We start from the raw sequence: 25,054 nt of genomic DNA, 5'->3' as shown, positions 1-25,054 counted from the left end.
ACCTGATGTCGTAGCTGGCTGCCGAACGACCCCGTGCCCGCCCCCTCGCGAGAGGGGACGGGCACGGGGTCGTTCGGCAGCCAGCTACGACATCAGGTCGGGCGTCGCCGGGCCGGCCGTGGCCGCTCCGGTGGACGCGCCGGCGCTGATCGAGATCAGGCGCGGGGTCGTGGTGAAGACGAACTTGTTGTCGGCGAAGTCCACGTGGATGTGGTCTCCGGCGCCGAGCTCGCCGTGCAGGATCCGCTCGGACAGCTGGTCCTCGATCTCGCGCTGGATCGCCCGGCGCAGGGGGCGCGCACCGAGGGCCGGGTCGAATCCGACCTCGATCAGGCGCTCCTTGGCCGGCTGCGTCAGCTCCACCGTCATGTCGCGGTCGAGCAGGCGGTCGCCCAGGCGCTTGATGAAGAGGTCGACGATCTGGAGCAGCTCGGGCTTCGACAGCTGCGGGAAGACGATGACGTCGTCCACGCGGTTGAGGAACTCGGGCTTGAAGTGCTTCTTGAGCTCCTCGTTGACCTTGCCGCGCATGCGGTCGTAGCCGGTGGCGTTGTCGCCCTCGATCTGGAACCCGACGGGACCACCGGCGATGTCACGAGCACCGAGGTTGGTGGTCATGATGATGACGGTGTTCTTGAAGTCGACGACACGGCCCTGGCCGTCGGTCAGTCGACCCTCCTCCAGGATCTGGAGGAGCGAGTTGAAGATGTCCGGGTGCGCCTTCTCGATCTCGTCGAAGAGGACCACGCTGAACGGCTTGCGGCGCACCTTCTCGGTGAGCTGGCCGCCCTCCTCGAAGCCGACGAACCCGGGAGGGGCGCCGAACAGCCGCGAGACGGTGTGCTTCTCGCCGTACTCCGACATGTCGAGCGAGATCATCGCGTTCTCGTCGTCGAAGAGGAACTCGGCGAGCGCCTTGGCCAGCTCGGTCTTCCCGACGCCCGTGGGGCCGGCGAAGATGAACGAGCCCGAGGGGCGCTTGGGGTCCTTGAGGCCCGCGCGGGTGCGGCGGATCGTCCGCGAGAGGGCCGCGATGGCCTCCTCCTGACCGATGACGCGCTGGTGCAGGGCCTTCTCCATGAAGACGAGTCGCGAGGACTCCTCCTCCGTGAGCTTGAAGACCGGGATGCCCGTCGCCTGGGCGAGGACCTCGGCGATCAGACCCTCGTCGACCACGCCGGTGGCCTTGACGTCGCCCGACTTCCACTGCTTCTCGAGGCGCAGGCGCTCACCGAGCAGCTGCTTCTCCTCGTCGCGGAGCGACGCGGCCTTCTCGAAGTCCTGGTCCTCGATCGCGGCCTCCTTGGCGGAGCGGACCACGGCGATGCGGTCGTCGAAGTCGCGCAGCTCCGGCGGCGCCGAGAGGATCGAGAGGCGCAGGCGTGCGCCGGCCTCGTCGATCAGGTCGATCGCCTTGTCGGGGAGGAAGCGGTCGCTGATGTAGCGGTCGGCCAGGTTGGCCGCCGAGACGATCGCGCCGTCGGTGATGGACACCTTGTGGTGCGCCTCGTAGCGGTCGCGCAGGCCCTTGAGGATGTTGATCGTGTGGGGCAGCGACGGCTCCGCGACCTGGATCGGCTGGAAGCGGCGCTCGAGAGCGGCGTCCTTCTCGAAGTGCTTGCGGTACTCGTCGAGCGTGGTCGCGCCGATGGTCTGCAGCTCGCCGCGGGCGAGCAGCGGCTTGAGGATCGAGGCGGCGTCGATCGCGCCCTCAGCGGCCCCTGCGCCGACGAGGGTGTGGATCTCGTCGATGAAGGTGATGATGTCGCCGCGGGTGCGGATCTCCTTCGTGACCTTCTTGAGGCGCTCCTCGAAGTCACCGCGGTAGCGGGATCCGGCGATGAGCGAGCCGAGGTCGAGCGTGTAGAGCTGCTTGTCCTTCAGCGTCTCGGGCACGTCGCCGCGCACGATCGCCTGGGCGAGGCCCTCGACGACGGCGGTCTTGCCGACGCCGGGCTCGCCGATCAGGACGGGGTTGTTCTTGGAGCGGCGGGAGAGGATCTGCATGACCCGCTCGATCTCCTTCTCGCGCCCGATGACTGGGTCGAGCTTGTTGTCGCGCGCCGCCTGGGTGAGGTTGCGGCCGAACTGGTCGAGGATCTGCGATCCCCCCTGAGGCTGCTGCTGCTCACCGCCCACGGCGACCTGCTCCTTGCCCTGGTAGCCGGAGAGCAGCTGGATGACCTGCTGGCGCACGCGGTTCAGGTCGGCACCGAGCTTGACCAGCACCTGAGCGGCGACGCCCTCGCCCTCGCGGATGAGGCCGAGCAGGATGTGCTCGGTCCCGATGTAGTTGTGGCCGAGCTGCAGCGCTTCGCGCAGGGACAGCTCGAGGACCTTCTTCGCCCGAGGCGTGAAGGGGATGTGGCCGGTCGGCTGCTGCTGCCCCTGGCCGATGATGTCCTGCACCTGCTCGCGCACAGCGTCGAGCGAGATCCCGAGGGACTCGAGCGCCTTGGCGGCCACTCCCTCGCCCTCGTGGATCAGGCCGAGCAGGATGTGCTCCGTGCCGATGTAGTTGTGATTGAGCATCTTGGCCTCTTCCTGGGCCAGGACGACGACGCGCCGCGCGCGATCGGTGAATCTCTCGAACATGCTGTCACTCCCTACAGAACCCGCAGGGGTGGGCTCCGATACGTCGACTGTAACCAGCGCTCCCCCCGGTGAGCAGGCCTGTTCGCCCTGGGCGTGCACGCGATCCGGGAGGGGTGCGGGCGGCGGTCCCGTCCACCGGTCCATGCGAAGGCATACACTTCCCGCATGAGCAACCTGGAGGAGCATCCCGACGAGCTCCCCGTCGCCGCGGAGCCGGTCCCTCGCGAGTCCGGCGCGGTCGAGATCCTGGAGGCGCGACTCGTCCCGCTCGGCGGTCCGCGCGCGATCGAGGTGCGCCGCACCCTCCCCCAGCGCTCGCGCTCGACGATCGGCGCATGGTGCTTCGCCGACCACTACGGCCCGGTGCGGCTCGGCGAGGAGGCCGGGATGGACGTCCCGCCGCACCCGCACACCGGCCTGCAGACCGTGAGCTGGCTCTTCGAGGGCGAGATCGAGCACCGCGACAGCGTCGGCAGCCTCGCCGTGGTGCGCCCGGGCGAGCTCAACCTGATGACGGCCGGACGCGGCATCTCGCACTCGGAGGTCTCGACCGGGGGCGCGCCCGTCCTGCACGGGGTGCAGCTCTGGGTCGCGCTGCCCGAGGAGGCGCGGCTCGTCGATCCGTTCTTCGAGCACCACCGCGGCGTGCCCGTGGAGCTGCCCGGCGCGCTGGTGCGCGTCTTCGTCGGAGGGATGCTGGGCGCGTCGGTGCCCGCGAGCACCTTCACTCCGCTGGTCGCCGCGCAGATCGACCTCGAGCCGGGTGCCCGGGTCGAGCTGCCGGTCGAGGAGTCGTGGGAGTACGGCGTGCTCGTCGACGCCGGCCCGGTGGCGGTCGAGGGCGTGGACGTCCCGCGCTCGGACCTCGCCTACCTGGCACCCGGCCGCTCGCACCTGGTGCTGACCGCCGGGGACGTGGGCGCCCGCGTGGTGCTGCTCGGCGGCGAGCCGTTCGCCGAGGAGCTGGTGATGTGGTGGAACTTCGTCGGCCGCAGCCACGACGACGTGGCGGCCGCCCGCGAGCGCTGGCAGTCCGACGTGATCGCCGGGGCGGATCCCGCGGGACCGTTCGGCACCGTCGATGGGTACGGCGGACGCGCGCTCCCCGCGCCCGTGCTGCCGACCGTGCGCCTGAAGCCGCGCCGCCGGGCCTGAGCCGAGACCGTCAGGCCGAGGCGCTCCGATGCGGGGCCGCCGACGCGGGAGCGCGGAAGCCTCGATGATCCCGCTCGACCACCGCGACTCCCGCGTTCCCACCGGCGCGTCAGGACGCGTCCGACTCCTTCTTCGCGGCGGCCTTCGCCGCGGCCTCGCGATCGGTGGCCTCGGCCGTCTCCCGGAAGGCGCGGCGCGGATCCTGCAGCACGCTCATCGGCGAGAGGTCGCGCGGAGTGACGGCGTCGACGAGCCAGCCCGTGATGATCCGCCACTTGCGGTCCAGGGTCGGCATCGCCGCTCCGTGGTAGGCGCGGTGCGCGAGCCAGGCGGGGAGGCCGCGCAGCTTCACGCCCTTGATCAGGCCGGCGCCCTTGCCGATGCCGTACTCGGCGACGGTCCCGACGGAGGCGTGGCGGTACTCCTCCACGGTGCCTCCGGTGAGGTCGGCGATGATGTTGCGCGCCAGGAGCTTGGCCTGCCGGACCGCGTTCTGCGCGTTCGGCGGGTAGTACGCGGGCTGCTTCTCGCTGGTGAGGTCCGGCACCTGCGCGCCGTCGCCGGCCGCCCAGGCGCCGCCCACCGGCTCGCCGTCCTCGCGGATGACCCGCAGGCGCGCATCCGCCATGACGTGGCCCTTCGGCCCGCGCGGCGCGTCGGTCGCGTCCAGGATCGGGTTCGGCTTCACGCCGGCGGTCCACACGATCGTGGCGGTCGGGATGCGCTCGCCCGAGGAGAGCTCCACGACGCCGTCCTCGCAGGAGGGCATCGTCGTCTTCAGGTGCACGTGCACCCCGCGCGAGCGGAGGTGGTCGAGCGTCCACTTCGAGAGCTCGGGACCGACCTCGGGGGCGACCCGGTCCAGTGCCTCGACGAGGTGCCAGGTGACGTCGCCCACCGAGAGGGAGGGCTGTGCGGCGAGAGTCTTGCGGCTGAGGTCGAGCAGCTCGCTCAGCGCCTCGACGCCGGTGTAGCCGCCGCCGACGAAGACGAAGGTGAGCAGGCGCCGGCGCTCGGCGGGATCGGTGGTGAGCGCCGCCTTCGCGATGTTCTCGATGACGCGGTCGCGCAGGTGCGCCGCCTCCTCCACCGTCTTGAAGCCGATGCCGTGCTCGGCGAGGCCCGGAGTGGGGAAGGTGCGGGTGACGGCACCGAGCGCGAAGACGACCTGGTCGAACTCGATCGTGCGGGTGGAGCCGTCCATCGCGGCGACCGTGGCGCTGCGCTCGGCGAGGCTCACGCCGGTGATCGCGCCGCGGATCACGCGGGTGCGCTTGAGCGCGGAGACCAGCGGCACCGTGACGTGGCGCGGCTGGACGTGCCCGCCGGCGACCTCGGGCAGCAGCGGCTGGTAGGTCATGTAGGGGTTCGGCTCGACGACGGTGACGTCGATCGGCGCCTCCCCCCGTCTCTTCTCGAGGCCCCAGGCCGTGTACAGGCCGACGTAGCCGCCGCCGAGGATGAGGATGCGCGTCGTACGGGATGCCGTCATGTCCGTTCCCTTCTCGAACCCGGCGCCGGGCAGGCGGAACCGGATGGTGCTGAGGACGCTCCGACGCTACGCGGGGCGCGGCGGCCCGCACAGGGCCTTGCGCGACGAGCCGGGGCCGCGCATCCTCCGCCTGCGGGCGGACGGGAGCCGCGCTACTGCAGCGCCGAGGTGAGCCGCGCCAGGTTGTCGAGCAGGGTCGAGCGGAGCGGCTGCTGCCGCCACTCGCGGAGGGTCAGCTCGCGGGAGTGCTCGCGGTAGTCCTGCTGCACCTGGCGCAGGTCCTCGACGAACTCCGAGCCACGCACCATGAGCGAGACCTCGAGGTTGAGCGTGAAGGAGCGCATGTCCATGTTGCTCGAGCCGATCACGGCGACGTCGTCGTCGATCGTGAAGTGCTTCGCGTGCAGGATGGTCGGCTTGCGGTACATCCAGATGCGCACGCCCGCGGTCAGCAGCGTCTCGTAGTACGAGCGCTGGGCGTGGTAGACCACGGCCTGGTCGCCGATCTCGGAGACGAAGAGCTCCACGTGCACGCCCCGCCGGGTCGCCGTCGTGATCGCGTAGAGCATCGCCTCGTCGGGCACGAAGTACGGGCTGGTGATGATGATCGACTTCTGCGCCGAGTAGAGCAGCGTCAGGAACAGGCGCAGGTTGTTCTCGCCCTCGAACCCCGGCCCGCTCGGCACCACCTGGCAGTCGATGGTGTCGCGCTGCTGCAGCGCCTCCATCGGCTCCGACTCCCGCAGGAGCAGCTCGTCGGTCTCGCTGTACCAGTCGGTGATGAAGATGGCGTTGATGCCCTGCACCACCGGCCCCTCGAGGCGCACCATCAGGTCGTGCCAGTGCAGGCCGCGGCGGATGTTGCCGCGCTTGTTGTAGCTGGAGTCGACGACGTTCTGCGAGCCCATGAAGGCCGCGTTGCCGTCGACGATCAGCAGCTTGCGGTGGTTGCGCAAATCCGGCCGCTGGTACTGCCCGCGCCACGGCCGCACGGGGAGCATGTACGACCACGAGGCGCCCGCCCGCTCGAGGGCGCGCAGCCGGCGGTGGGTGCCGCTGTAGTAGCCGGGCACGCGGATCGACGCGATGTGGTCGAGGAGGATCCGCACCCGCACCCCGCGGGCCACCGCGCGGTCGAGCGCGTCGAAGAAGGGCGCGGTGGTCGAGTCGGCGGCGAGGATGTAGAACTCGCAGTGCACGTACCGGCGGGCGCGGTCGATCTCGGCGGCCATCGCGCGGATGGTCTGCTCGTAGTCGCCCTGGAGGCGCGCGTCGTTCCCGCCGACCAGCGGCATCGCGCCGAGGTTGCGGTTGAGGGTGACCACCGACTCCAGCCACTGCGGCCACGGGTGCTCCCGGGCGACGCGGTCGATGCCGTCGGTCGACTCCAGGATGAACCGGTTGATCTCCTGCTGCTTCCGGCGGCGCTTGCGCGGCAGCCGGTAGCTCCCGATGAAGAGGAACAGCAGGATGCCGACGTACGGGATGAGGAAGATCGCCATCAGCCAGGCGAGACCGGTGGTCGGACGGCGGTTCCGCGGCACGACGATCACGGCGATCACGCGGACCACGAGCTCGACGACGACGGCCGCGACCGGGAGGATCACGGCCCAGTCGGGTGCGGGCACCGCGCCTCCTCGTTCGTCGTGCGGAGCCGCTCAACGGGCGCGGGAGGCACCCGCGCGGCGGCGGTGGTCAGGAGGCGTCGCGGGGAGGCAGGCCGCGGCGCTCGCGCTCGCGGGCCTCGATGCGGTCGTACGCGCGGCGCTCGTTGCGGTCCGAGCGGATGAGGGCGCGCATCACGAACCAGAAGATGGCTCCGACCGTGATCGTCGGCACGAGGGCCCACAGCCCCTGGTTCCACAGCTCCCAGTCCATGCGGCGATCCTACCCGCGGCACCGGCGCGGGAGCCGTGAGCCCGGAGGCCCGTGCGCCCAGCGGCCTTCGCGGGCACTGGGCGCTACTGGCTCTCGACCGACTTGTTCAGCGCCGCGGCATCGGAGTTGAGGCCCTCCAGCTCCGAGCGCAGGCCGTCGTACACGGCGATGTCCGCGTCGATGGCGGCGCGGGTGGCGTCGACGGCCTGGCTGCGGGCGAGCAGATCGGCGCGCTCCGTCTCGAACTCGGCCGTCGATCCGAAGTCGCCGCTGTCGGCGCGCGAGTTGAAGTCGTCGATCTCGACGTTGAGCGCGTCGTACTCGGCGTTGTTCGCGTCGACCCGCGCCGTGAGGTCGGCGTACATCGTCTCGATCCGGGAGACCAGATCCTCGATGCGGTTCTCGAGATCGGTGAAGACCGCCTCGTAGCGGGCGTTCAGGCCCACGACGACGGAGCGGTCGTCGAAGAACTCGGCGTAGTGCGCCTCGAGCGCCGGCGGAAGGTCGGCCACCTCGGTCCCCAGGATCGAGTGCAGCTCGTTGACGCGCTCGCCGAGGCCGCCGGTGCGGTACAGCTCGAGGCGCTCGGCGATCGTGCCGTCCTGCGGGAGGGTCTCGTACGCGGCCTCGAGCTCGTCGCCCAGCTCGGCCTGCTCCTCCGCGTCGAGCCGCACCCACGCGGCGTGCAGCATCTCGTGGGCCGCCGTCACGTCGCGGATCCCGTCGAGGTCGGGATTGGCGACGTCCGAGATGTAGATGCTGGTACCGGTGTAGCAGCCGAGGACGATGTCGTCGGAGGCGCCGTAGCCGCAGAGGTCGTTGAAGCCGGCGGTCGGCTCGACCGACGGGCTCGACGCGTAGTAGAGGGCGCGGCCGCGGTCGGACATGGCGGTCCGCTCCGCGAAGCCGGCGATCGTGGGGTCGGGCGTGAAGGCCTCGGCCGCTCGCCGGTCGGCCAGCGCGGTGCCGACGTCGCCGGAGGAGGTGAGGACGCTCGCGGCGACCGCGGTCCCCACACCGAACTGCGCGATCGTGAGGACGCCCGCCGCGACGGCCGCGACGATGCTCGATGCCCTGACCATGTCTCCCCCTCGGCTCCTGCGACCCTACTTGACGAGCGGGAACAGGATCGTCTCGCGGATCCCGAGGCCGGTGATCGCCATCAGGAGGCGGTCGATGCCCATGCCCATGCCGCCGGTGGGGGGCATGCCGTGCTCGAGGGCGCGGAGGAAGTCCTCGTCCAGGCGCATCGCCTCGTCGTCGCCCGCGGCGGCCTGGCGGGCCTGCTCGACGAAGCGCTCGCGCTGCACGACCGGGTCGATCAGCTCGGAGTAGCCGGTGGCCAGCTCGAAGCCGCGGACGTAGAGGTCCCACTTCTCGACGACGCCCGGGATGCTGCGGTGCGCCCGCACGAGCGGCGAGGTGTCGACGGGGAAGTCCATCACGAAGGTCGGGCGCGTCAGGCCGCCCTTCACGAAGTGCTCCCACAGCTCCTCGACGTACTTGCCGTGCGTGGGGACGTGCACCTCGACGCCCTCGCGCGCGGCGAGGGTCTCGAGCTCGGCGAGCTCCGTCTCCGGCGTGATCGCGATGCCGGCCGCGAGCGACAGGCTCTCGTACATCGAGATGCGGTCCCACCGGCCGCCGAGGTCGAACTCGGTGCCGTCGGCCCAGGTGACCACGTGCGAGCCCGCGACGGCCTGCGCCGCGTTCTGGATCAGCTCCTGGGTGAGGTCGGCGATCGAGTTGTAGTCGCCGTACGCCTGGTAGGCCTCGAGCATCGCGAACTCGGGCGAGTGCGTGGAGTCGGCGCCCTCGTTGCGGAAGTTGCGGTTGATCTCGAAGACCCGGTCGATGCCGCCGACGACGGCGCGCTTGAGGTAGAGCTCGGGCGCGATGCGGAGGTACAGCTCGGTGTCGAAGGCGTTCGAGTGCGTGGCGAAGGGGCGTGCGGAGGCGCCGCCGTGCATCACCTGGAGCATCGGGGTCTCGACCTCGAGGAACTCGTGGGAGGCGAAGGTGTCGCGGAGGGAGGCGTTCACGCGGGCGCGGGTGACGACCGTCTCGCGGGCCTGGGGGCGCACGATCAGGTCGAGATAGCGCTGGCGCATCCGGGTCTCGTCGCCGAGCTCGTTGTGCAGGTTCGGCAGCGGCAGGATCGCCTTCGCGGCGATCGTCCACTCCGACACCCACACGCTCAGCTCGCCGCGCTTGCTCGAGACGACCTCGCCCTCGACGAAGAGGTGGTCGCCCAGGTCGACGAGCTCCTTCCACGCCGCCAGCGACTCCTCGCCCACGTCGCCGAGCGAGACCATGGCCTGGATCCGCTCGCCGTCGCCGGCCTGCAGCGTCGCGAAGCAGAGCTTGCCCGTGTTGCGCTGGAACACCACGCGGCCCGCGAGGCCGACGCGCTCACCGGTCTTCACGTCCGGCTCGATGCCCTCGTGGCGCGCCCGGACGGCCGCGATGGTGTCGGTGACTCCGACCGCGACGGGGTAGGCGCCGGCGCCGAGGTCGTCGCCTGCGAGCTCGAGCAGGCGCTCGCGCTTGGCGAGGCGGACGGCCTTCTGCTCGGAGGCCTCCTGCTGCGCGGCCCGCTCGGCGGCGGCCTGCTCGGAGTCGGACTGCTCGGCGGCGGGGGTCGTGGACTCGGGGACGTCGGGGGTGTCGGCCATGAGGGGTCGCGGTGCTTTCGGTTCGGGGCGGACGGCCGCGATCAGGCGAGCAGGATCGGGGCGTTGTCGAGGAGGCGGGTGGTGCCGACGATCGCGGCGACGAGCACGAGTGCCGGGCCGCGGTGGTCGGCGTCGACCGGGAGGAGCGTCGCGGGATCCACGACGACGAGGTAGTCCAGCTTAACGAGCGGCTCGGCGTGCGCGACGGCCTCGGCGGCCTCGATCGCCGCGGCGGCACCGCGGTCCGCGGCTCCCGCGGCGGCCGCGAGGAGGCGCGGCAGCACGAGGCCCGCGCGGCGCTGCTCCTCGTCGAGGTAGCGGTTGCGGCTGGAGCGGGCGAGCCCGTCCTCCTCCCGCACGATGCCGACGCCCTCGATCTCCACGGGCAGGTCGAGGTCGCGGACCATGCGGCGCACGAGGAACAGCTGCTGCGCGTCCTTCTGCCCGAAGACCGCGACGTCCGGCTGGGCGATGCTCAGGAGCTTGGCGACGACGGTGAGCATCCCGTCGAAGTGGCCCGGCCGCGCGCGCCCCTCGTAGAGGCTGCCGACCTCGCCCGCGACGACCCGCGTCGAGGACGGCCCGTCGGGATACATCTCGGCGACTCCCGGAGCGAAGAGGAGGTCGGCCCCGGCCGCGTCGAGCAGGGCGGTGTCGCCCTCGAGGTCGCGCGGGTAGCGGTCCAGGTCCTCGGTCGGACCGAACTGCAGCGGATTCACGAACACCGACACGACGACGACGTCGGCCAGCTCGCGCGCCCGCTCGACGAGGGCGAGGTGCCCGGCGTGCAGGGCGCCCATCGTCGGCACGAGTGCGATGCGCCGACCGGCCCGCCGCGCCTCCTGCAGCCGCTCGCGGAGGTCGCCGATGCGGTGGACGGTGCTGATCACCCGACGATGCTACCGGCGGGCCCGCGACCACCGGGGCCCTCGGCACGGAGACGCCGTGCTCCTCCGCGAGGCACCGCCTCGCGAGCGGCGTCCCACCCGGGAGCGGCGTCTCGAGTCAGCCCGCCGCGCGGCGCAGGGCGTCGTCGACGGAGGAGCGGACGAGGCTGGAGAGGAAGAAGCCCGGCTTCTCGACGCCGATGCCCGCCAGCAGTCCCGCCGCCTGGTCGACGATCGCGGTCGAGAAGGTCGTGGCGGTCGAGACGGCCTCCGCGTAGGCGGCGCGGTCCGACTCCGCCACGGTCACCGGCTCCCCGCCCATCTCGACCACCAGCGCCTGCGCGATCGGCAGCACCGGACCCGGCGCCGACACGGCGAAGTAGGTCTCGGCGAGGCGCGCCAGGTCGAGGCTGGTGCCGCTGAAGGCCATCGCCGGGTGGACTGCCAGGGGGATGACCCCGGAGGCGAGCGCCGGCGCGAGCACCCCGTAGCCGTGCTCGGGTGCCGTGTGCAGCACCAGCTGGCCGGGCTGCCACGCTCCGGTCGCGGCGAGCCCCGCGACCAGGGCGGCGATCTCGCTCCCGGGGACGGCGACGATCACCAGCTCGCTGCGCTCGACGAGCTCGGGGATCGCGAGCACGGGGACTCCGGGGAGCAGCGCGTCGGCGCGCTCGCGTCCGCTCTCGCTGGTGGTGGCGATCCCGATCACGGCGTGGCCGGCCCCGGCGAGCGCGGCACCGAGCACCGGGCCCACGCGTCCGGCACCGATCACGCCGACGCCCAGGCGTCCGTCGCGGCGGTTCTCAGGCATGCGGTTCCCCCTCCGGAGCGGGCCAGTCGGGCAGGGCGGGTGCGGCCGCCCGCCGCCCCCACTGGTGGCTCGCGTCGCGGTCGGCGGCCCGCACTCCGGCCGTCGCGAGGCTCTCGAAGAAGGCGAGTCCGTCGGCTGCGCTCATCACCGGCACGAGCGGAGTGACGGGGCCGGCCACCGTGTGCACGCGCGCCGAGGCCAGCCCGAGCAGGCGCTGGAGCGGTCCCTGCTGGACCCCGACGCTCTGCATCCGCGCCAGGGGCACCACGGCGACCCGCCGCCAGACCGCTCCGCTGCGCAGGATCGCGACCTCGTCCGTCAGCCGGTACCCGGTCCTCCGGAACGAGAAGGGGCGGAGCCACACCGCCGAGCGCGGCGCCCGGGTGAAGCCGGCCGCGTCGCGGTGCCGGAGTGCGTCTCCGACGGGCGTCGACTCCGCTCCCTCAGCCGGTCCGGGCAGCAGGAGGGCGAGGACGCGCTCGACCGCGGCGAGGTCGCCGACGGGCAGGATCGTGGTGTTCGGCTCGCCGTTCGCCCCGCGGGAGGCCGCGTGGCCGGCGCGGTCGATCCGCACCTGCCACCAGCCGAAGGGGCGCCAGAGCAGCGGCTGAGTGATCTCGACGGCGTGGATCCGGCCGGGCGGAATCGTGTCGCTGCTGGTCGAGAGCACGCCGTAGCCGACCCGCACGCCGTCGGGCGTCGCGGCGATCGAGTACCGGAGCGAGCGCACGAACTGGCGGACGTAGTAGCTGCCCGAGCCGATCAGGCCCGGCAGGATCGCGAAGAGCACGTAGGGCGAGCCGTAGACGGCGACGAACACCACGGCGACGACCGAGGCGGCCAGGAACAGCGTGAAGCCGCTGAAGACGAGCGAGCCGAGGAGTCGGCCCGGCGGGATCGAGACGACCGACTCGGGCGGCGTCTCGTCCTGAGGCTCACCGAACTCCTCCAGCCGGCGCGCCAGGAACCCGCCCGCCGGAGCCGCACCGTCGACCGTCGCCTCCCGCTCGCGCACCCCGGACGCGAGCCGCAGGATGTCGCGGCGCAGGGCGTCAACCAAGCGCGACCCGAGGTACGACAGCTGGACGTTCGCGTCCTGCCCGGCCACGCTCACCTCGAGCTTCGCGGCTCCGAACAGCCGCGCGAACAGCGGACGCTGCACCGCGATGCCCTGGATGCGGTCCAGCCGCGCCCGCCGGTTGGTCCGGAAGAGCACGCCGGAGCGCACCTCGACGAGCTCGTCCGTGATGCGGAAGGTGTGCATCCGCCAGGACAGCCAGAACGCGAAGACGGCGACCGCCAGGCCCACCGCGACCGCCAGCAGCGCCCAGCCGACGAGACCGCGGCGCAGCAGCTCGTCGACCGGATCGCCGCTCTCGAACCCCTCCGGCCCGGGCAGGAACAGCTCGACCAGGCGCTCGCGGAGGTTCGTGATCACGATGCCGAGGACGACCAGCAGGCCGATCCCGCCCTTGAGGACCGGGGTCGCGGGATGGAGGCGGTGCCACTCCCCGTCGGCGAGGTCCGTCTCGACGGCGCGGAGCTCGGTCACAGGCCGGCCCGGCGCGACTCGGCGAGCTCGACCAGGCGGTCGCGGAGCTCCTCCGCGTCCTGCTCGGCCAGGCCCGGGATGCTGACGCCGGTCGCCGCGGCGGCGGTGACGAAGCGGAGGTCGGCGAGGCCGAGTGCCCGGGCGAGCGGCCCGCGGTTGACGTCGATGAGCTGCATCCGCCCGTACGGCACCGACACGAAGCGCTGGAACATGATGCCGCGGCGAAACAGGAGGTCGTCCTGGCGCAGGAGGTAGCCGTAGGCGCGCGCACGGCGCGGGGCCACGATCAGGAGGGTCACCGCGAGGGCGGCCGCGGCGGCCATCGGGATCCAGCCCCACGGCAGGCCGATCAGCATCAGCACCACGGGCACGGCGAGCAGCAGCACGCTCGACACGACGGCCGACACGATCTCGACCGCGACGTACCGGGGCGAGACGCGGCGCCACTCCCCCGTGATGTCGAGACGGTCCCGCCGGCGTCCCCTCGCGTCGCGGCGGGTCGTCGACGACGCGTCCTCGGGCTCGGCGGGCATGGCGTCGTCCTCACTGCCCGCGGCGGTCCGGGCGTCGGCGTCAGGCGTGGTTCACCTCGCCGACGGCGCTGTCGTCGTCGTCGCTCGGCGGGATGGTGCACAGGTGCTCGGCGACCAGGCCGGCCACCAGCAGGACGAGCGCACCCACGATGGTCGCGACGTCCTGCCACACGGAGCCTAGCGAAGGGATCGCACGGCTCAGCAGGTACACCAGGATGCCGCCGGAGGCTCCGAGCAGCAGAGCACCGACGTGGCTGGACGCCTTCGCGAGCACCACGACGCGCATCGCCCGGAACGGATCGATGGGCCGGCGCAGCGTGCCCTTCGTGGCGCGGTGGATCGGCACGGCGAAGCCGAGCACGAGGGCGGCGACCACGATCAGGGTCAGCGGAACCGTCAGCGGCGGGATGAGCACGGGGCGGCCTGCGGCAGCGATCGCGAGGTCGAGGAGGAACCCCGCGACGGCCCCGGCGAGGCCGAGTCCGAGCAGGGTGCTGATGCGAGTGCGCCTCACGGGGTCCTGCTCTCGGGTTCGGCGGTGCTGCCGCGGGCGGAGTCGCGCCCCGGCCAGGTCAGCCCGGCCGGGTGGTCGGTCACGCGGTCGGTCGCCCGTGCGCGCAGCTCGGCCACGGATCCGGCCCCGGGAAGAACCGCCGCCGGCTCGGCGTCGAGCCACGGCTCGAGCACGAACGCCCGCTCGGCCGCCCGCGGGTGCGGGAGGGTCAGGTGCGCGTCGTCGCGGAGCACGCCGCCGACCGCGATCACGTCGATGTCGAGGGTCCGGTCGCCCCAGCGCTCCTCGCCCTCGCCGCGGATCCGGCCGCCGGCCGATTCGATCGCCGCCGTCGCCGCGAGCAGGTCGTCGGGCTCGAGGACGGTCGAGCCGGTCACGACCGCGTTGAGGTAGCCGGGCGCGTCCTCGTCGACGCCCTCGGGCTTCCACGCGGGCGACTCCACGACCTTGGACACCGCCTCGATGCGCAGGCCCGGTGTCGTGGCGAGGGCCCGCAGCGCCTCCTCGAGGTGCGCGAGGCGGTCGCCGAGGTTGCTGCCGAGCGCGAGCACGACGTGGCGCACCGGGCGGACGCGCTCCTGCCGCGGCCTCACGGGCGGGTCCTCGTGATCTGCACGGCGACGTCATCGAACGGCAGCGGGATCGGAGCGTCCGGCTTGTGGACGGTGATGCGGACGACGTCGGCGGCGGCGAAGCCCAGGGCGACCCGGGCGAGGCGCTCGGCCAGGGTCTCGATGAGGTCGACCGGGTCGCGGGCCACCGCGTCGGCCAGGGCGATCGCGAGCTCGCCGTAGTGCACCGTCTCGGCCAGCGCGTCGCCCTCGGCCGCTGGCGCGGTGTCGAGCCAGACCGTCGCGTCGATCACGAAGTCCTGGCCGTTCTCGCGCTCGAAGTCGAAGACGCCGTGGTGCGCGCGCACGCGCAGCCCGGTGAGGGTGATGGAGTCGCGCACGGCCAGGGCGGCGGGGTCGATCGCGGTCACGGGGTCTCCTCCTGGAGTCGGGCGGCGAGGGCCAGGGCGCGGGCGGACGAGCGGACGTCGTGGACCCGGACGCCCCAGGCGCCGTGCCCGGCGGCGACGAGGCTCAGCATGGCGGAGACCTCGTCGCGCTCGGCGGCCGGGGCGCCGGCGGGGGCGAACGGAGCGAGGAACCGCTTGCGCGAGTGGCCGACCAGGACCGGGAAGCCCAGCGAGACGATCGCGTCGAGCCCGGCCAGCAGCGCCCAGTCGTGCGCGCCGACCTTCGCGAAGCCGAGGCCGGGGTCGAGCAGGAGGCGGTCGTCACGGATCCCGGCCTCACGGGCGGCCTCGACGCGGCGCTCGAGCTCGCCGCGGACGTCCGCCACCACGTCGCCGTAGGAGGCGAGAGCGGTCATGCCCGCGCTGTGCCCGCGCCAGTGCATCGCGATGTAGACGGCGCCGCGCTCGGCGACGAGCGGGAGCATCCGCGGATCGGCGAGGCCGCCGGAGACGTCGTTGACGACGACGGCGCCGGCGTCCAGGGCGGCCTCGGCCGTGGCGGCGCTCATCGTGTCGATGCTGACGCGCACCCCCTCCGCGGCGAGGGCGCGGACGACGGGCAGCACGCGGCCCTGCTCGGCGGCGGAGTCGACGCGCGCCGCACCGGGGCGGGTGCTCTCTCCGCCGACGTCGACCAGGTCCGCGCCGAACGCGGCGGGTCCGTCCCCGGCGGGCCGGATCAGGTCGAGGCCGTGGCGGACGGCGTCGTCGACGGACAGCCAACGGCCGCCGTCGCTGAACGAGTCCGGAGTGACGTTGAGGATCCCGAGGAGCGCGGCGCGTCCGGTCGGCGTGAGGTCGGCGACGGTGGTGGCCACGTCACTCCTCCCGGGCGGCGCCGATCAGCGCGATGATCTCGGCGCGGGCGGCCGGGTCGGCGAGGGAGCCGCGGGCGGCGACCGTCACGGTCGAGCTCGCGGTCTGGCGCGGCCCGCGCATCCGCACGCAGCCGTGCTCGGCGTCGACCACGACGAGCACTCCCTTGGGAGCGAGGCCCTGCTCGAGCGCGTCGGCGATCTGCTCGGTCATCCGCTCCTGGATCTGCGGTCGCGACGCGACCGTCTCGACCACGCGCGGCAGCCGGCCGAGGCCGACGACCCGTTCGCGCGGCCGGTAGGCGATGTGCGCGACGCCGAGGAACGGCAGGAGGTGGTGCTCGCAGACGGAGCGGAAGGCGAGGTCGCGCACGATCACCGTCTGGTCGAGCGGCGACTCCTGGCCGCCCTCCACCACCGCGAACGTCTCGGTCAGCTGGGCCGCGGCGTCGTCGTCGAACCCGCCGAAGAACTCCTCGTACGCCTCGGCGAACCGCCGCGGCGTGTCGAGGAGTCCCTCGCGGCCCGGGTCGTCCCCGATGGCCGCGAGGATCTCGGCGACGGCCGCCTCGATGCGCGCCTTGTCGACGGGCACGCGCGCGCTACGCCGTCGCGGGGCGCGGGTTGATCAGCGGCGGGCGCTTCGGCGCGACCTCGTCGGCACCAGCGGAGGAGACTCCCCCGTCGGTCGCACCCGAGTCGATCGGCGCCTTGGCGACCGGGACCGCGATGGGCGGCAGGTCGGACAGGGGGCGCTTGTCGCTCGAGAGCCACTGCGGGCGCTCGTCGATGCGGCGGACGTCCTTGAAGATCTCGGCCAGCTGGTCGTGGTCGAGCGTCTCCTTCTCGAGCAGCTCCATCGCGAGGCGGTCGAGGATGTCGCGGTTGTCGTTGATGACCTGCCACGCCTCGTCGTGCGCCTGCTCGATGAGCTGGCGCGTCTCGGCGTCGACCGTCTCGGCGATCTGCTCGGAGTAGTCGCGCTGGTGGCCCATGTCGCGGCCGAGGAACATCTCGCCCGACGACTGGCCGAGCTTGACCGCTCCGACGTTCGCGGACATGCCGTAGTCGGTGACCATCTTGCGGGCGATGGAGGTCGCCTTCTCGATGTCGTTCGACGCTCCGGTGGTGGGGTCGTGGAAGACGATCTCCTCCGCGACGCGGCCGCCCATCGCGTACGTGAGCTGGTCGAGGAGCTCGTTGCGGGTCGTGGAGTACTTGTCCTCCAGCGGGAGCACCATCGTGTAGCCGAGGGCGCGACCGCGCGGAAGGATCGTGACCTTGGTCACGGGGTCGGTGTGGCGCATCGCCGCCGCCGCCAGAGCGTGTCCGCCCTCGTGGTAGGCGGTGATCAGCTTCTCCTTGTCGCGCATGACCCGCGTGCGGCGCTGCGGCCCCGCGATGACGCGGTCGATGGCCTCGTCGAGCGCGCGGTTGTCGATCAGCTGCGCGTTGGAGCGGGCGGTGAGCAGCGCGGCCTCGTTGAGGACGTTGGCCAGGTCGGCGCCGGTGAAGCCCGGGGTCTTGCGGGCGACGACCTCGAGGTCGACTCCGCCGGCGAGCGGCTTGCCGCGGCCGTGGACCTCGAGGATCCGCTTGCGGCCGAGCAGGTCGGGGGCGTCGACGCCGATCTGGCGGTCGAAGCGGCCCGGACGCAGCAGCGCGGGGTCGAGGATGTCGGGGCGGTTCGTCGCCGCGATCAGGATGACGTTCGTCTTGACGTCGAAGCCGTCCATCTCGACCAGCAGCTGGTTGAGGGTCTGCTCGCGCTCGTCGTGACCGCCGCCCATGCCGGCGCCGCGGTGGCGGCCGACGGCGTCGATCTCATCGACGAAGATGATGGCCGGCGAGTTCTCCTTCGCCTGCTGGAAGAGATCGCGGACACGGCTCGCGCCGACGCCGACGAACATCTCGACGAAGTCCGATCCGGAGATGGAGTAGAAGGGGACGCCCGCCTCGCCCGCGACCGCGCGCGCCAGCAGGGTCTTGCCGGTGCCGGGAGGGCCGTAGAGCAGGACGCCCTTCGGGATGCGGGCGCCGACGGCCTGGAACTTCGCGGGCTCCTTGAGGAACTCCTTGATCTCGTGCAGCTCCTCGATCGCCTCGTCGGCGCCGGCGACATCGCCGAACGTGACCTTGGGCGACTCCTTCGAGACGAGCTTCGCCTTCGACTTGCCGAACTGCATGACGCGGTTGCCGCCGCCCTGCATGCCCGAGAGCATCAGCCAGAAGAACGCGCCGATCAGCAGGATGGGGAGCAGGAAGCCGAGAGCCGAGAGGAACCAGTTGGTCTGCGGGACCTCGTCGTTGTAGCCGGTGCTGCCGAGATCGGCCGCGGACACCGCGTCGACGACCTCCGCGCCGCGAGGGGCCACGTAGTAGAACTGCACCTGCGTGCCGTTGTCGCCGTCGGCCTGCTTGAGCGTGAGATCGACGCGCTGCTCGCCGTCCACGATCTTCGCCGAGTCGACCTTGCCGTCCTTCAGGAGGTCGAGACCCTCCTGCGTCGTGACCGGCCGGAAACCGGACATGGTGATCAGCGAGGAGCCGATCCACACCGCGACGATCGCCAGGACGACGTAGAGGATGGGACCCCGGAAGATGCGCTTCACGTTCATGCTTGTTGCGGGTGCGACACCCGGCGCCTTTCTGACGAGGAGATTGTGCCTGCCAGGCTACCTCCCGCACTCTGAGCGCCACCCACGCGTTCGCCGTGGGCCGAACGGCCGCGGGCTGTGCTGTCCGGCGGGGATGCGGCGGGCCGCATCCCCGCGCGCGGTCGGCTCCGCGACGGGGTGCGTTCCGCAGAGCGGGGTGCGTCGGACTGCCGGGAAACGCTGGCACGCGTTTCCCGGTCCGCGTCCTCTGCCTTGTGGGTGGAGGTCGCGGGGATCGGCGCTTCGGCGGTAGGGACGCGCCGCGAGAGCGCAGGAGTTGTCGCACTCGAGCTCGACAGCGACAACTACTGCGGTCTCGGGAAGGGGCGAAGGTGTCCGAGCAGGGCGCGCCGCGAGAGCGCAGGAGTTGTCGCACTCGAGCTCGACAGCGACGACTACTGCGGTCTCGGGAAGGAGGCGAAGGTGTCCGAGCGGGGCGCGCCGCGAGAGCGCAGGAGTTGTCGCACTCGAGCTCGACAGCGACGACTACTGCGGTCTCGGGAAGGGGCGAAGGTGTCCGAGCGGGGCGCGCCGCGAGAACGCAGGAGTTGTCGCACTCGAGCTCGACAGCGACGACTACTGCGGTCTCGGAGGGGGCGAAGGTGTCCGAGCGGGGCGTGCCGCGACGAGGGGCAGCAGGCGCGGACGGACGGGCCCGCCCGGGCCGGGTCAGGCCGACTCGAGGAGGGGCTCCGGGTCGCGGAGGGCGGGCACGAGGCCGCGGCGGCGGCGGGCGGCGGCCAGCACGGTCACGGCGAGCGCCCCGACCAGCCAGAGCACGAGCACCAGGACCGCGTGCGCGACTCCGATGCTGCCGCCTGCGATCAGCGAGCGGAACGCCTCCACCGTCCAGGTCAGCGGCAGCACTCCGTGGATCGCCTGGAAGAAGGCGGGAGCGGTCTCGACCGGGTAGGTTCCTCCGGCCGAGGACAGCTGCAGCACGATCATCAGCAGCGCCAGGAACCGGCCCGGAGCGTCCAGCAGCGCGATCAGCGCTTGGTTGATCGCCACGAAGGTGAGGCTCGTGAGCACGGCGATCCCGATCAGCCCGGTCAGGTTCGACGCCTCGACGCCCACTCCGAAGCGGATGACGAGCGCGGCCAGGACGCCCTGGGCGACCGCCATCAGCGCGCCGGGCAGGTAGCTGCGCAGTGCGATGAACCAGGCGGGACGGCGCGCGGCGAGGAGGCGGGAGCTGAGCGGGGCGCTCATCAGATAGAAGGCGAGCGCGCCGACCCAGAGCGCGAGCGCCATGAAGTAGGGGGCGAGGCCGTAGCCGTAGGACGGCACGCGGTTCATCCGCTCGGCGTCGATCCCGACCGGGGCGGCCGCGACGGTGCTGAGCTCCTGAGCCTGCTCGCCGGTGTAGGTGGGCACGTCGTCCGCGCCGTCCGAGAGCTTCGTGTCGAGGGTGCGCGATCCGGAGGCGAGCGAGTCGATCCCGTCGGCGAGGTCCTGCGAACCGGTGGCCGCGTCGGCCGAGCCGGTCGCGGCGGTCTCGGCGCCGTCCGCGAGGTCCGAGGCGCCCGTCGCGAGGGCGGCCGTCCCGGAGGCGAGGTCGGAGGCGCCGGCGGCCGCGGAGGCGATTCCGCTGGTGAGCGGGCCGACCGCGCCGGAGAGGGTGCCCACTCCGCCGGCGACCTGCGCGGCTCCGCCGTCGAGGGTCGCAGCTCCCTGGGCGAGGGCCTGCGCACCGGTCTGCAGCTTCTGGGCGCCGTCTGCGGCGGAGGTCGCCCCGGTGGACAGAATGGCGGTGCCGGTCGCGAGGTCGGCGGCTCCGCTCGAGACCGTGGCGGCACCGGCGGCGAGCACCGTCAGTCCGCCGCCCTCGTCGCCGACGAGCGCGGTCGCACCGGAGGCGAGCGTCTGCGCGCCCGCGTCCGCCGAGGCGGCTCCGCCCACGAGAGCGGCCGCACCCTTCTCGAGGGCGGTCAGCTCGGCCACGCGCTGGGCGTCGGACAGCGAGTCGTACCGCGAGAGCAGGGAGGCGAGGCCGGAGTCGACTCCGGTCGCTCCGGTGGCGAGTTGCGGAGTGGCGGTCGCGAGCGCTCCCGCACCGGTCGCGAGCTGCTGGGCTCCTGCGAGGGCCTTCCCCGCTCCGTCGGAGAGGGAGGCGGACCCGGTGGCCAGCGCCGCGGCACCGGATGCCGCCGAGGCCGCGCCGTTCTTCAGGGTCGACGTCCCCGCGGCGAGGTCGGTGGCACCCGAGGCGAGCGACGCCGCTCCGCCGTCGAGCTGCTGGGCGCCGTCGGCGACCGTGCGGGCTCCCGTGTCGAGCGCCGCCGCCTGGTCGGGCAGCTGCCCGGTCCCGCTCGCGATCCGCTGGAGTCCCGACGAGAGGTCGGACGCTCCGGAGGCCGCGCTCCCCGCGCCCGAGCGGAGGGAGTCGGCGCCGGTCGCCAGCTGCGCGGTGCCGTCCTGCAGCTGCGCGAGCCCGACGACCAGCTCGGAGGAGCCGGACGCGGCGGTCCCGGCGCCGTCCGCCAGCTGAGCGGCGCCGTCGGCGGCCTGCTCGAGGCTGGAGTGCACGTCGGTGAAGCCGAGGTAGACGTTCTCGAGGTAGGTCGCGCCGACCTTCTCCTCCAGCGTCTTCGTCACGGTGGTGCCGATGGTGGAGGCGATGTTGCCGACGATCAGGTTGGCCGCGTCGTTCGTCTCGATCGACAGCTTCGCCTGCACGGCCGCGGCGGGGTCGTCGCCGCCGACCGAGGCGACGTCGGCCGAGAAGCCGGCCGGCACCGTCAGCACGGCGAGGACGTCGCCGGAGGCGAGCTCCCGGGACGCCTCGTCGGCACCGGTCGCCGTCCAGGCGAAGTCCGAGCCGGACGTGTCGGTGGTGAGCTGCTCGGTCAGGTCGTCGCCGAGGGCGAGCGCGGAGCCGTCCGAGGCGGTCGCGCCGGTGTCCTCGTTGACGATCGCGGCGGGCACCGTGTCGAGGTGGTGCGTGGGATCGAGGTTGGCCGAGGTCAGCAGTCCCGCGTAGATCAGCGGGATGAGCGCGATCGCGGCGAAGACGACGACGAGGCGCGGGTTCACGGCGCGCAGGGCGCGGCGGAGCGGGGAGGTGGTCATGGTCCTTCTACTTCGTGGAGTGCAGGGCGGCGAGCCGCGGCGAGGCGACTCCGGTGACGAGGAGCTCGGCGATGTCGGCGGAGGCCGAGGCCACGGGACGGCGGGCGTCGCCGTCGAGGAGCCAGCCGACGACCAGCCAGGTGGTGCCGGCGGCGAGGAGGACGGCGAAGCGCTCGACGCGGGCGTGGTCGCCGCCGCCCGATCCGCGCTCGGCGAGGGGCGAGAAGGCGAGGAGCCGCTGCGCGAGGAACGCGACGACCGACTCCTGCACGGCGCGGGCCGTCCCTCCGCTCAGCACGCGGCGGTAGAAGTCGGCGTGCACGAGCAGGCCCTCGAGGAGGCCGCGGACGATGCGGGGGACCGCGCCCTCCCAGTCGGCGGGGGCGGTGCCGGGAGCGACGTCGCCGAACAGCGCGTGCATCCGCTCCACCGCGGCGGCCTCGATCAGGGACGGCACATCGCCGAAGTGCTGGTAGAACGTGGGGCGGCTGACGCCCGCGGCGCCGCAGAGCTCCGTGATGGAGGGCTGGTCGTCGCCCGGGCGGTCGAGGGCCGTCGTGATCGCGGTGAGCAGGAGCTCGCGCGAGCGGGTGAGCCGCGGATCGGTCACGGGGTCCTTCCTCCCGGCGCGAGGAGCGCCTTCTTTACGTCCGTCAGATAACTTACAACCGTAAAGAAGAGCGCGCAAGCATCAGGAGGAGGGCGGCTCCGGGAGCAGCGTCGCGATGGCGGACGTGTCGACGATCACCGAGTCGTGCGGAGTCAGTCCCGGGCTCCGGGGCGTCGGCACCGGCAGGCGCACGAGGAGGGCGCCCGGATCCACGCCGAAGCGCCCGGAGCGGGTGCGGCCGACCGGATCGCCGTCCAGCTCGGCGAGCACCGGCTGGTCGAGCTCGAACGAGAACTCGCGGCCGGGCCACTGCCGGAGGGAGGCGAGCCCGTTGCGGTTGCCGGTCGCGACATCCAGCGCGAGGCCGAAGCGCCGACGCAGCAGCACCAGCTCCAGGTCGCCGTCGTCGAGCACCGCGCCCGCGGCCAGCTCGATGTTCGCCACCACGGAGCTGCAGTTGCAGGCCAGCACCATGAAGCAGCGCTGCGGAGGCTCCTCCGCGCCGTCGATCGTGAGGGTCACCTCGAATCCGGCCTTGAACATCGCCGGCGCGCCCGCCGCGAAGTAGGCGCCCCAGCCCACCCGCTTCTTCAGCTCCTCGTCCGTCTTGTCCATGATCTCGGCGTCCAGGCCCACCCCGCCCATCACCATGAACACCCGCTCCTCGCCGTCGTCGAACGCGGCCGTGCCCACGTCGATGGCGCGGTCCTGCCCGAGCAGGGCGATCTCGACCGCCTCGGGCAGCGAGCCGAGCGGGATCCCGAGGTTCCGCGCGAGGAGGTTGCCCGTGCCGCTGGGCAGCAGGCCGTAGGGGACGCCGGTCCCGCGCAGCACTGTGGCGACGGCGCGGACGGTGCCGTCGCCTCCCATCGAGCACACCAGGTCCGGGCCCGCCTCGAGCGCGGCGCGGGCCGCGGCGGCACCGGAGTCGCCCGGGCTGGTCTCGAACCAGAGCGGCTCGTTCCAGCCGTGGCGGCGCGCGATCGTCGCGACCAGGTCCTCCGCGGCGCCGACGTCGTCGAACTTGCTCGGGTTGATCACGACGGCGACGGTGCGCTTCTCGGGTGCCTTCACCCCGTCAGTCTGACGGCACCGGCGACCGGTCCAGTCGCGCTGACGCCTCCAGGGCGAGCACGGCGCCGATCTCGGCCGAGAGCGTGGCGGGCAGCGACGGAGGCGCGTCCCAGCGGGGCCCGGCCAGCAGCACGCCGCGGCGGACGCTCGAGCTCTGCAGCGCGGCGACGCTGCCGGCGACGAAGCCGCGGAGGCGGGCGGCCACCGCGGGCGCGACTCCGCTCGTCGTGGCGAGGTCGACGAGGTGCCGGTAGGCGATGCCGCCGAACAGGGCGCCGTCCCCCGATCCCTGGTCGACGAAGACGCCGTCGGGGGCGAGCCGGTCCAGCAGGTCCTCGGCCGTGCGGGAGGCGTGGGCCACCAGGCGGGGGTCGGGCCGCAGGCGGTGCAGGGCGAGCGCCGCCCCGATGTAGACGGCGTGGTTGTAGCTGAAGGCCCAGTCGTCGCGGGCGGAGCCTCCCTCGCGGCCGATGCCGTCGCCGACGAAGCCGGTGTCGTCGTCGCGGAGGCGCACGTGCATCCAGTCGAGGGCGGCGCGCGAGAGCTCCTCCCGGCCGTCGGGCCGCAGCCGCTCCAGGCGCGCGCCGAGGATCGCGAACGGGCCGTTGGCGGGCGCGTTCTTGTAGTCCAGCTGCCGGCGGCGCCAGGCGAGGCTCGCCCCGTGGCGGAGGTTCCAGCCCTTCGCGACGGCGAAGCGCCAGAGGCGGTCGGCCCGGTCGAGGAACCGCGGGTCGCCCGAGGCCTCCCCGAGGCGGGCGAGCGCGCCGCCGAGCCACATCATGTCGTCGAAGTAGCCGTTGACCAGGCGCCCGCCGTTGCGGAGGCGGATCGCGCGGTGGATCCGCCGTGCCCGCTCCAGGTGCGCCTCGTCGCCCGTGCGCTCGAAGGCGTCGACGGCCGCGTCGATCGCGTGCGCGAGCCACCAGTAGTTGAACTCGAGGTCGGCCCGCAGCGAGGTCGGGTAGCTCATGTGGTAGCCCAGCAGCGGCACCGCGAAGAGCCGCTCGAGGCTCTCCTGCGCGGTGTCCGCGGGGCTACTCGTAGACGTGCGGGGCGAGGACGGCGACATCGCGGAGGTTGCGGTAGCGCTCGGCGTAGTCGAGCCCGTAGCCGATCACGAACTCGTTCGGGATGTCGAAGCCGACGTAGGCCACGTCGACCTCGACCTTGGCGGCCGCGGGCTTGCGGAACAGCGCGCAGATCTCGACGGACTCGGCGCCGCGGCTGCGGAGGTTGCCCTGCAGCCACGAGAGCGTGAGGCCGGAGTCGATGATGTCCTCGACGATCAGCACCTTGCGGTTCGTGATGTCGGAGTCGAGGTCCTTCAGGATCCGCACCACGCCGGACGACTTGGTGCCGCTCCCGTAGGACGAGACGGCCATCCAGTCCATGACGATGTCGAGCTTGAGCTCGCGGGCCAGATCGGCCATCACCATCACGGCGCCGCGCAGCACCCCGACGATGAGCAGGTTCTCACCCGCGTAGTCGCGCTCGATGGCGCGGGCCAGGGCGCGGATCCGCTCGTGGATCTCGGCCTCGGTGTAGAGGACCTCGGTGATGTCGTCGGCGATGTCGGCTGCTTCCACCCGGCCACTCTACGGGTGACCGGACCCCGTCTCCCCTCCGCGAGTTTCCGCTCCGGTACACCCCCGTCGGCGAGTCGCGTGCCGGAGCGGCATCTCGCGGGGAGGGGTCGGGCGTCTCGCGGGGACC

At 72.7% G+C, this 25,054-nt stretch carries 22 protein-coding genes; 1 reads left to right on the top strand and 21 read right to left on the bottom strand.

Translation table 11 applies throughout. The features are described from left to right. Nucleotides 1–84: 84 nt before the first annotated feature. Nucleotides 85–2,595: an ATP-dependent Clp protease ATP-binding subunit gene (locus C5C27_RS09040; protein WP_104224090.1), complete on the bottom strand. Its 2,511-nt coding sequence runs from the start codon at nucleotides 2,593–2,595 to the stop codon at nucleotides 85–87. 165 nt (nucleotides 2,596–2,760) lie between these two features. Between C5C27_RS09040 and C5C27_RS09035 the strand changes: the two genes are divergently transcribed. After that, the gene (locus C5C27_RS09035) at nucleotides 2,761–3,750 is read left to right on the top strand and encodes a pirin family protein (protein ID WP_104314184.1); all 990 of its coding nucleotides are present in this window, start codon (nucleotides 2,761–2,763) and stop codon (nucleotides 3,748–3,750) included. A 109-nt stretch (nucleotides 3,751–3,859) separates the two neighbouring features. On the opposite strand, the gene C5C27_RS09030 is transcribed toward C5C27_RS09035, so the two are convergent. The 20 genes from C5C27_RS09030 to hpt form a co-directional block, all read right to left on the bottom strand. Beyond that, complete coding sequence (locus tag C5C27_RS09030; protein WP_104314183.1) at nucleotides 3,860–5,242, bottom strand: NAD(P)/FAD-dependent oxidoreductase; 1,383 nt, start codon at nucleotides 5,240–5,242, stop codon at nucleotides 3,860–3,862. Nucleotides 5,243–5,394: 152 nt separating this feature from the next. Continuing rightward, the gene (gene cls / locus C5C27_RS09025) at nucleotides 5,395–6,870 is read right to left on the bottom strand and encodes a cardiolipin synthase (RefSeq protein WP_104314182.1); all 1,476 of its coding nucleotides are present in this window, start codon (nucleotides 6,868–6,870) and stop codon (nucleotides 5,395–5,397) included. Between the two features lie 67 nt (nucleotides 6,871–6,937). Then, nucleotides 6,938–7,120: a hypothetical protein gene (locus tag C5C27_RS09020; protein ID WP_104224094.1), complete on the bottom strand. Its 183-nt coding sequence runs from the start codon at nucleotides 7,118–7,120 to the stop codon at nucleotides 6,938–6,940. An 83-nt stretch (nucleotides 7,121–7,203) separates the two neighbouring features. Next, nucleotides 7,204–8,202: a hypothetical protein gene (locus C5C27_RS18005; RefSeq protein ID WP_104255539.1), complete on the bottom strand. Its 999-nt coding sequence runs from the start codon at nucleotides 8,200–8,202 to the stop codon at nucleotides 7,204–7,206. Nucleotides 8,203–8,226: 24 nt separating this feature from the next. After that, entirely contained in the window at nucleotides 8,227–9,795 is a 1,569-nt protein-coding gene (lysS, locus tag C5C27_RS09010) for a lysine--tRNA ligase (protein WP_104224095.1), read from the bottom strand. Nucleotides 9,796–9,836: 41 nt separating this feature from the next. Further along, nucleotides 9,837–10,685: a pantoate--beta-alanine ligase gene (panC, locus tag C5C27_RS09005; protein WP_104314181.1), complete on the bottom strand. Its 849-nt coding sequence runs from the start codon at nucleotides 10,683–10,685 to the stop codon at nucleotides 9,837–9,839. A 115-nt stretch (nucleotides 10,686–10,800) separates the two neighbouring features. Then, nucleotides 10,801–11,493, bottom strand: a complete 693-nt coding sequence (locus C5C27_RS09000) for a Rossmann-like and DUF2520 domain-containing protein (protein ID WP_104224097.1) — start codon at nucleotides 11,491–11,493, stop codon at nucleotides 10,801–10,803. Further along, complete coding sequence (locus tag C5C27_RS08995; protein ID WP_104238409.1) at nucleotides 11,486–13,045, bottom strand: PH domain-containing protein; 1,560 nt, start codon at nucleotides 13,043–13,045, stop codon at nucleotides 11,486–11,488. Before C5C27_RS08995 ends, C5C27_RS09000 begins: the two co-directional genes overlap by 8 nt. After that, nucleotides 13,042–13,578 carry a PH domain-containing protein gene (locus C5C27_RS08990; protein ID WP_104314180.1) on the bottom strand — a complete coding sequence of 179 codons (537 nt, stop codon included), beginning with the start codon at nucleotides 13,576–13,578 and terminating at the stop codon, nucleotides 13,042–13,044. Before C5C27_RS08990 ends, C5C27_RS08995 begins: the two co-directional genes overlap by 4 nt. Nucleotides 13,579–13,618: 40 nt before the next feature. Next, a complete protein-coding gene (locus C5C27_RS08985) occupies nucleotides 13,619–14,092 on the bottom strand; it encodes a DUF3180 domain-containing protein (RefSeq protein WP_104238407.1) in 474 nt (157 codons plus the stop codon). Further along, the gene (gene folK / locus C5C27_RS08980; RefSeq protein WP_104314179.1) at nucleotides 14,089–14,685 is read right to left on the bottom strand and encodes a 2-amino-4-hydroxy-6-hydroxymethyldihydropteridine diphosphokinase; all 597 of its coding nucleotides are present in this window, start codon (nucleotides 14,683–14,685) and stop codon (nucleotides 14,089–14,091) included. The genes C5C27_RS08985 and folK overlap by 4 nt, the downstream gene beginning before the upstream one ends. Beyond that, nucleotides 14,682–15,074 (bottom strand): dihydroneopterin aldolase, encoded by a 393-nt coding sequence (gene folB, locus C5C27_RS08975; RefSeq protein ID WP_258066566.1) that lies wholly within the window; start codon nucleotides 15,072–15,074, stop codon nucleotides 14,682–14,684. The genes folK and folB overlap by 4 nt, the downstream gene beginning before the upstream one ends. Beyond that, nucleotides 15,071–15,931, bottom strand: coding sequence for a dihydropteroate synthase (gene folP, locus C5C27_RS08970; RefSeq protein WP_104314178.1), 861 nt, complete (start codon nucleotides 15,929–15,931; stop codon nucleotides 15,071–15,073). Before folP ends, folB begins: the two co-directional genes overlap by 4 nt. A 1-nt stretch (nucleotide 15,932) precedes the next feature. After that, entirely contained in the window at nucleotides 15,933–16,523 is a 591-nt protein-coding gene (folE, locus tag C5C27_RS08965; RefSeq protein WP_104314177.1) for a GTP cyclohydrolase I FolE, read from the bottom strand. A gap of 7 nt (nucleotides 16,524–16,530) precedes the next feature. Beyond that, a complete protein-coding gene (gene ftsH, locus C5C27_RS08960; protein ID WP_104224104.1) occupies nucleotides 16,531–18,546 on the bottom strand; it encodes an ATP-dependent zinc metalloprotease FtsH in 2,016 nt (671 codons plus the stop codon). A 708-nt stretch (nucleotides 18,547–19,254) separates the two neighbouring features. Beyond that, entirely contained in the window at nucleotides 19,255–21,657 is a 2,403-nt protein-coding gene (locus C5C27_RS08955; RefSeq protein WP_104314176.1) for a YhgE/Pip domain-containing protein, read from the bottom strand. A 7-nt stretch (nucleotides 21,658–21,664) separates the two neighbouring features. Continuing rightward, nucleotides 21,665–22,267, bottom strand: a complete 603-nt coding sequence (locus C5C27_RS08950; protein WP_104226013.1) for a TetR/AcrR family transcriptional regulator — start codon at nucleotides 22,265–22,267, stop codon at nucleotides 21,665–21,667. An 81-nt stretch (nucleotides 22,268–22,348) separates the two neighbouring features. Continuing rightward, on the bottom strand, nucleotides 22,349–23,341 hold the full coding sequence (locus tag C5C27_RS08945; protein WP_104234307.1) for a diacylglycerol kinase family protein: 993 nt from the start codon (nucleotides 23,339–23,341) through the stop codon (nucleotides 22,349–22,351). 4 nt (nucleotides 23,342–23,345) lie between these two features. Beyond that, a complete protein-coding gene (locus C5C27_RS08940) occupies nucleotides 23,346–24,410 on the bottom strand; it encodes a glycoside hydrolase family 76 protein (RefSeq protein ID WP_104314175.1) in 1,065 nt (354 codons plus the stop codon). Continuing rightward, entirely contained in the window at nucleotides 24,376–24,927 is a 552-nt protein-coding gene (gene hpt, locus C5C27_RS08935) for a hypoxanthine phosphoribosyltransferase (RefSeq protein WP_104238400.1), read from the bottom strand. The genes C5C27_RS08940 and hpt overlap by 35 nt, the downstream gene beginning before the upstream one ends. Between the last annotated feature and the right edge of the window lie 127 nt (nucleotides 24,928–25,054).

Origin of the sequence: Rathayibacter sp. AY2B7, assembly GCF_002931635.1 — a bacterium.
GTDB lineage: Bacteria > Actinomycetota > Actinomycetes > Actinomycetales > Microbacteriaceae > Rathayibacter.
This window is presented reverse-complemented; position numbering and strand designations above follow the sequence as displayed.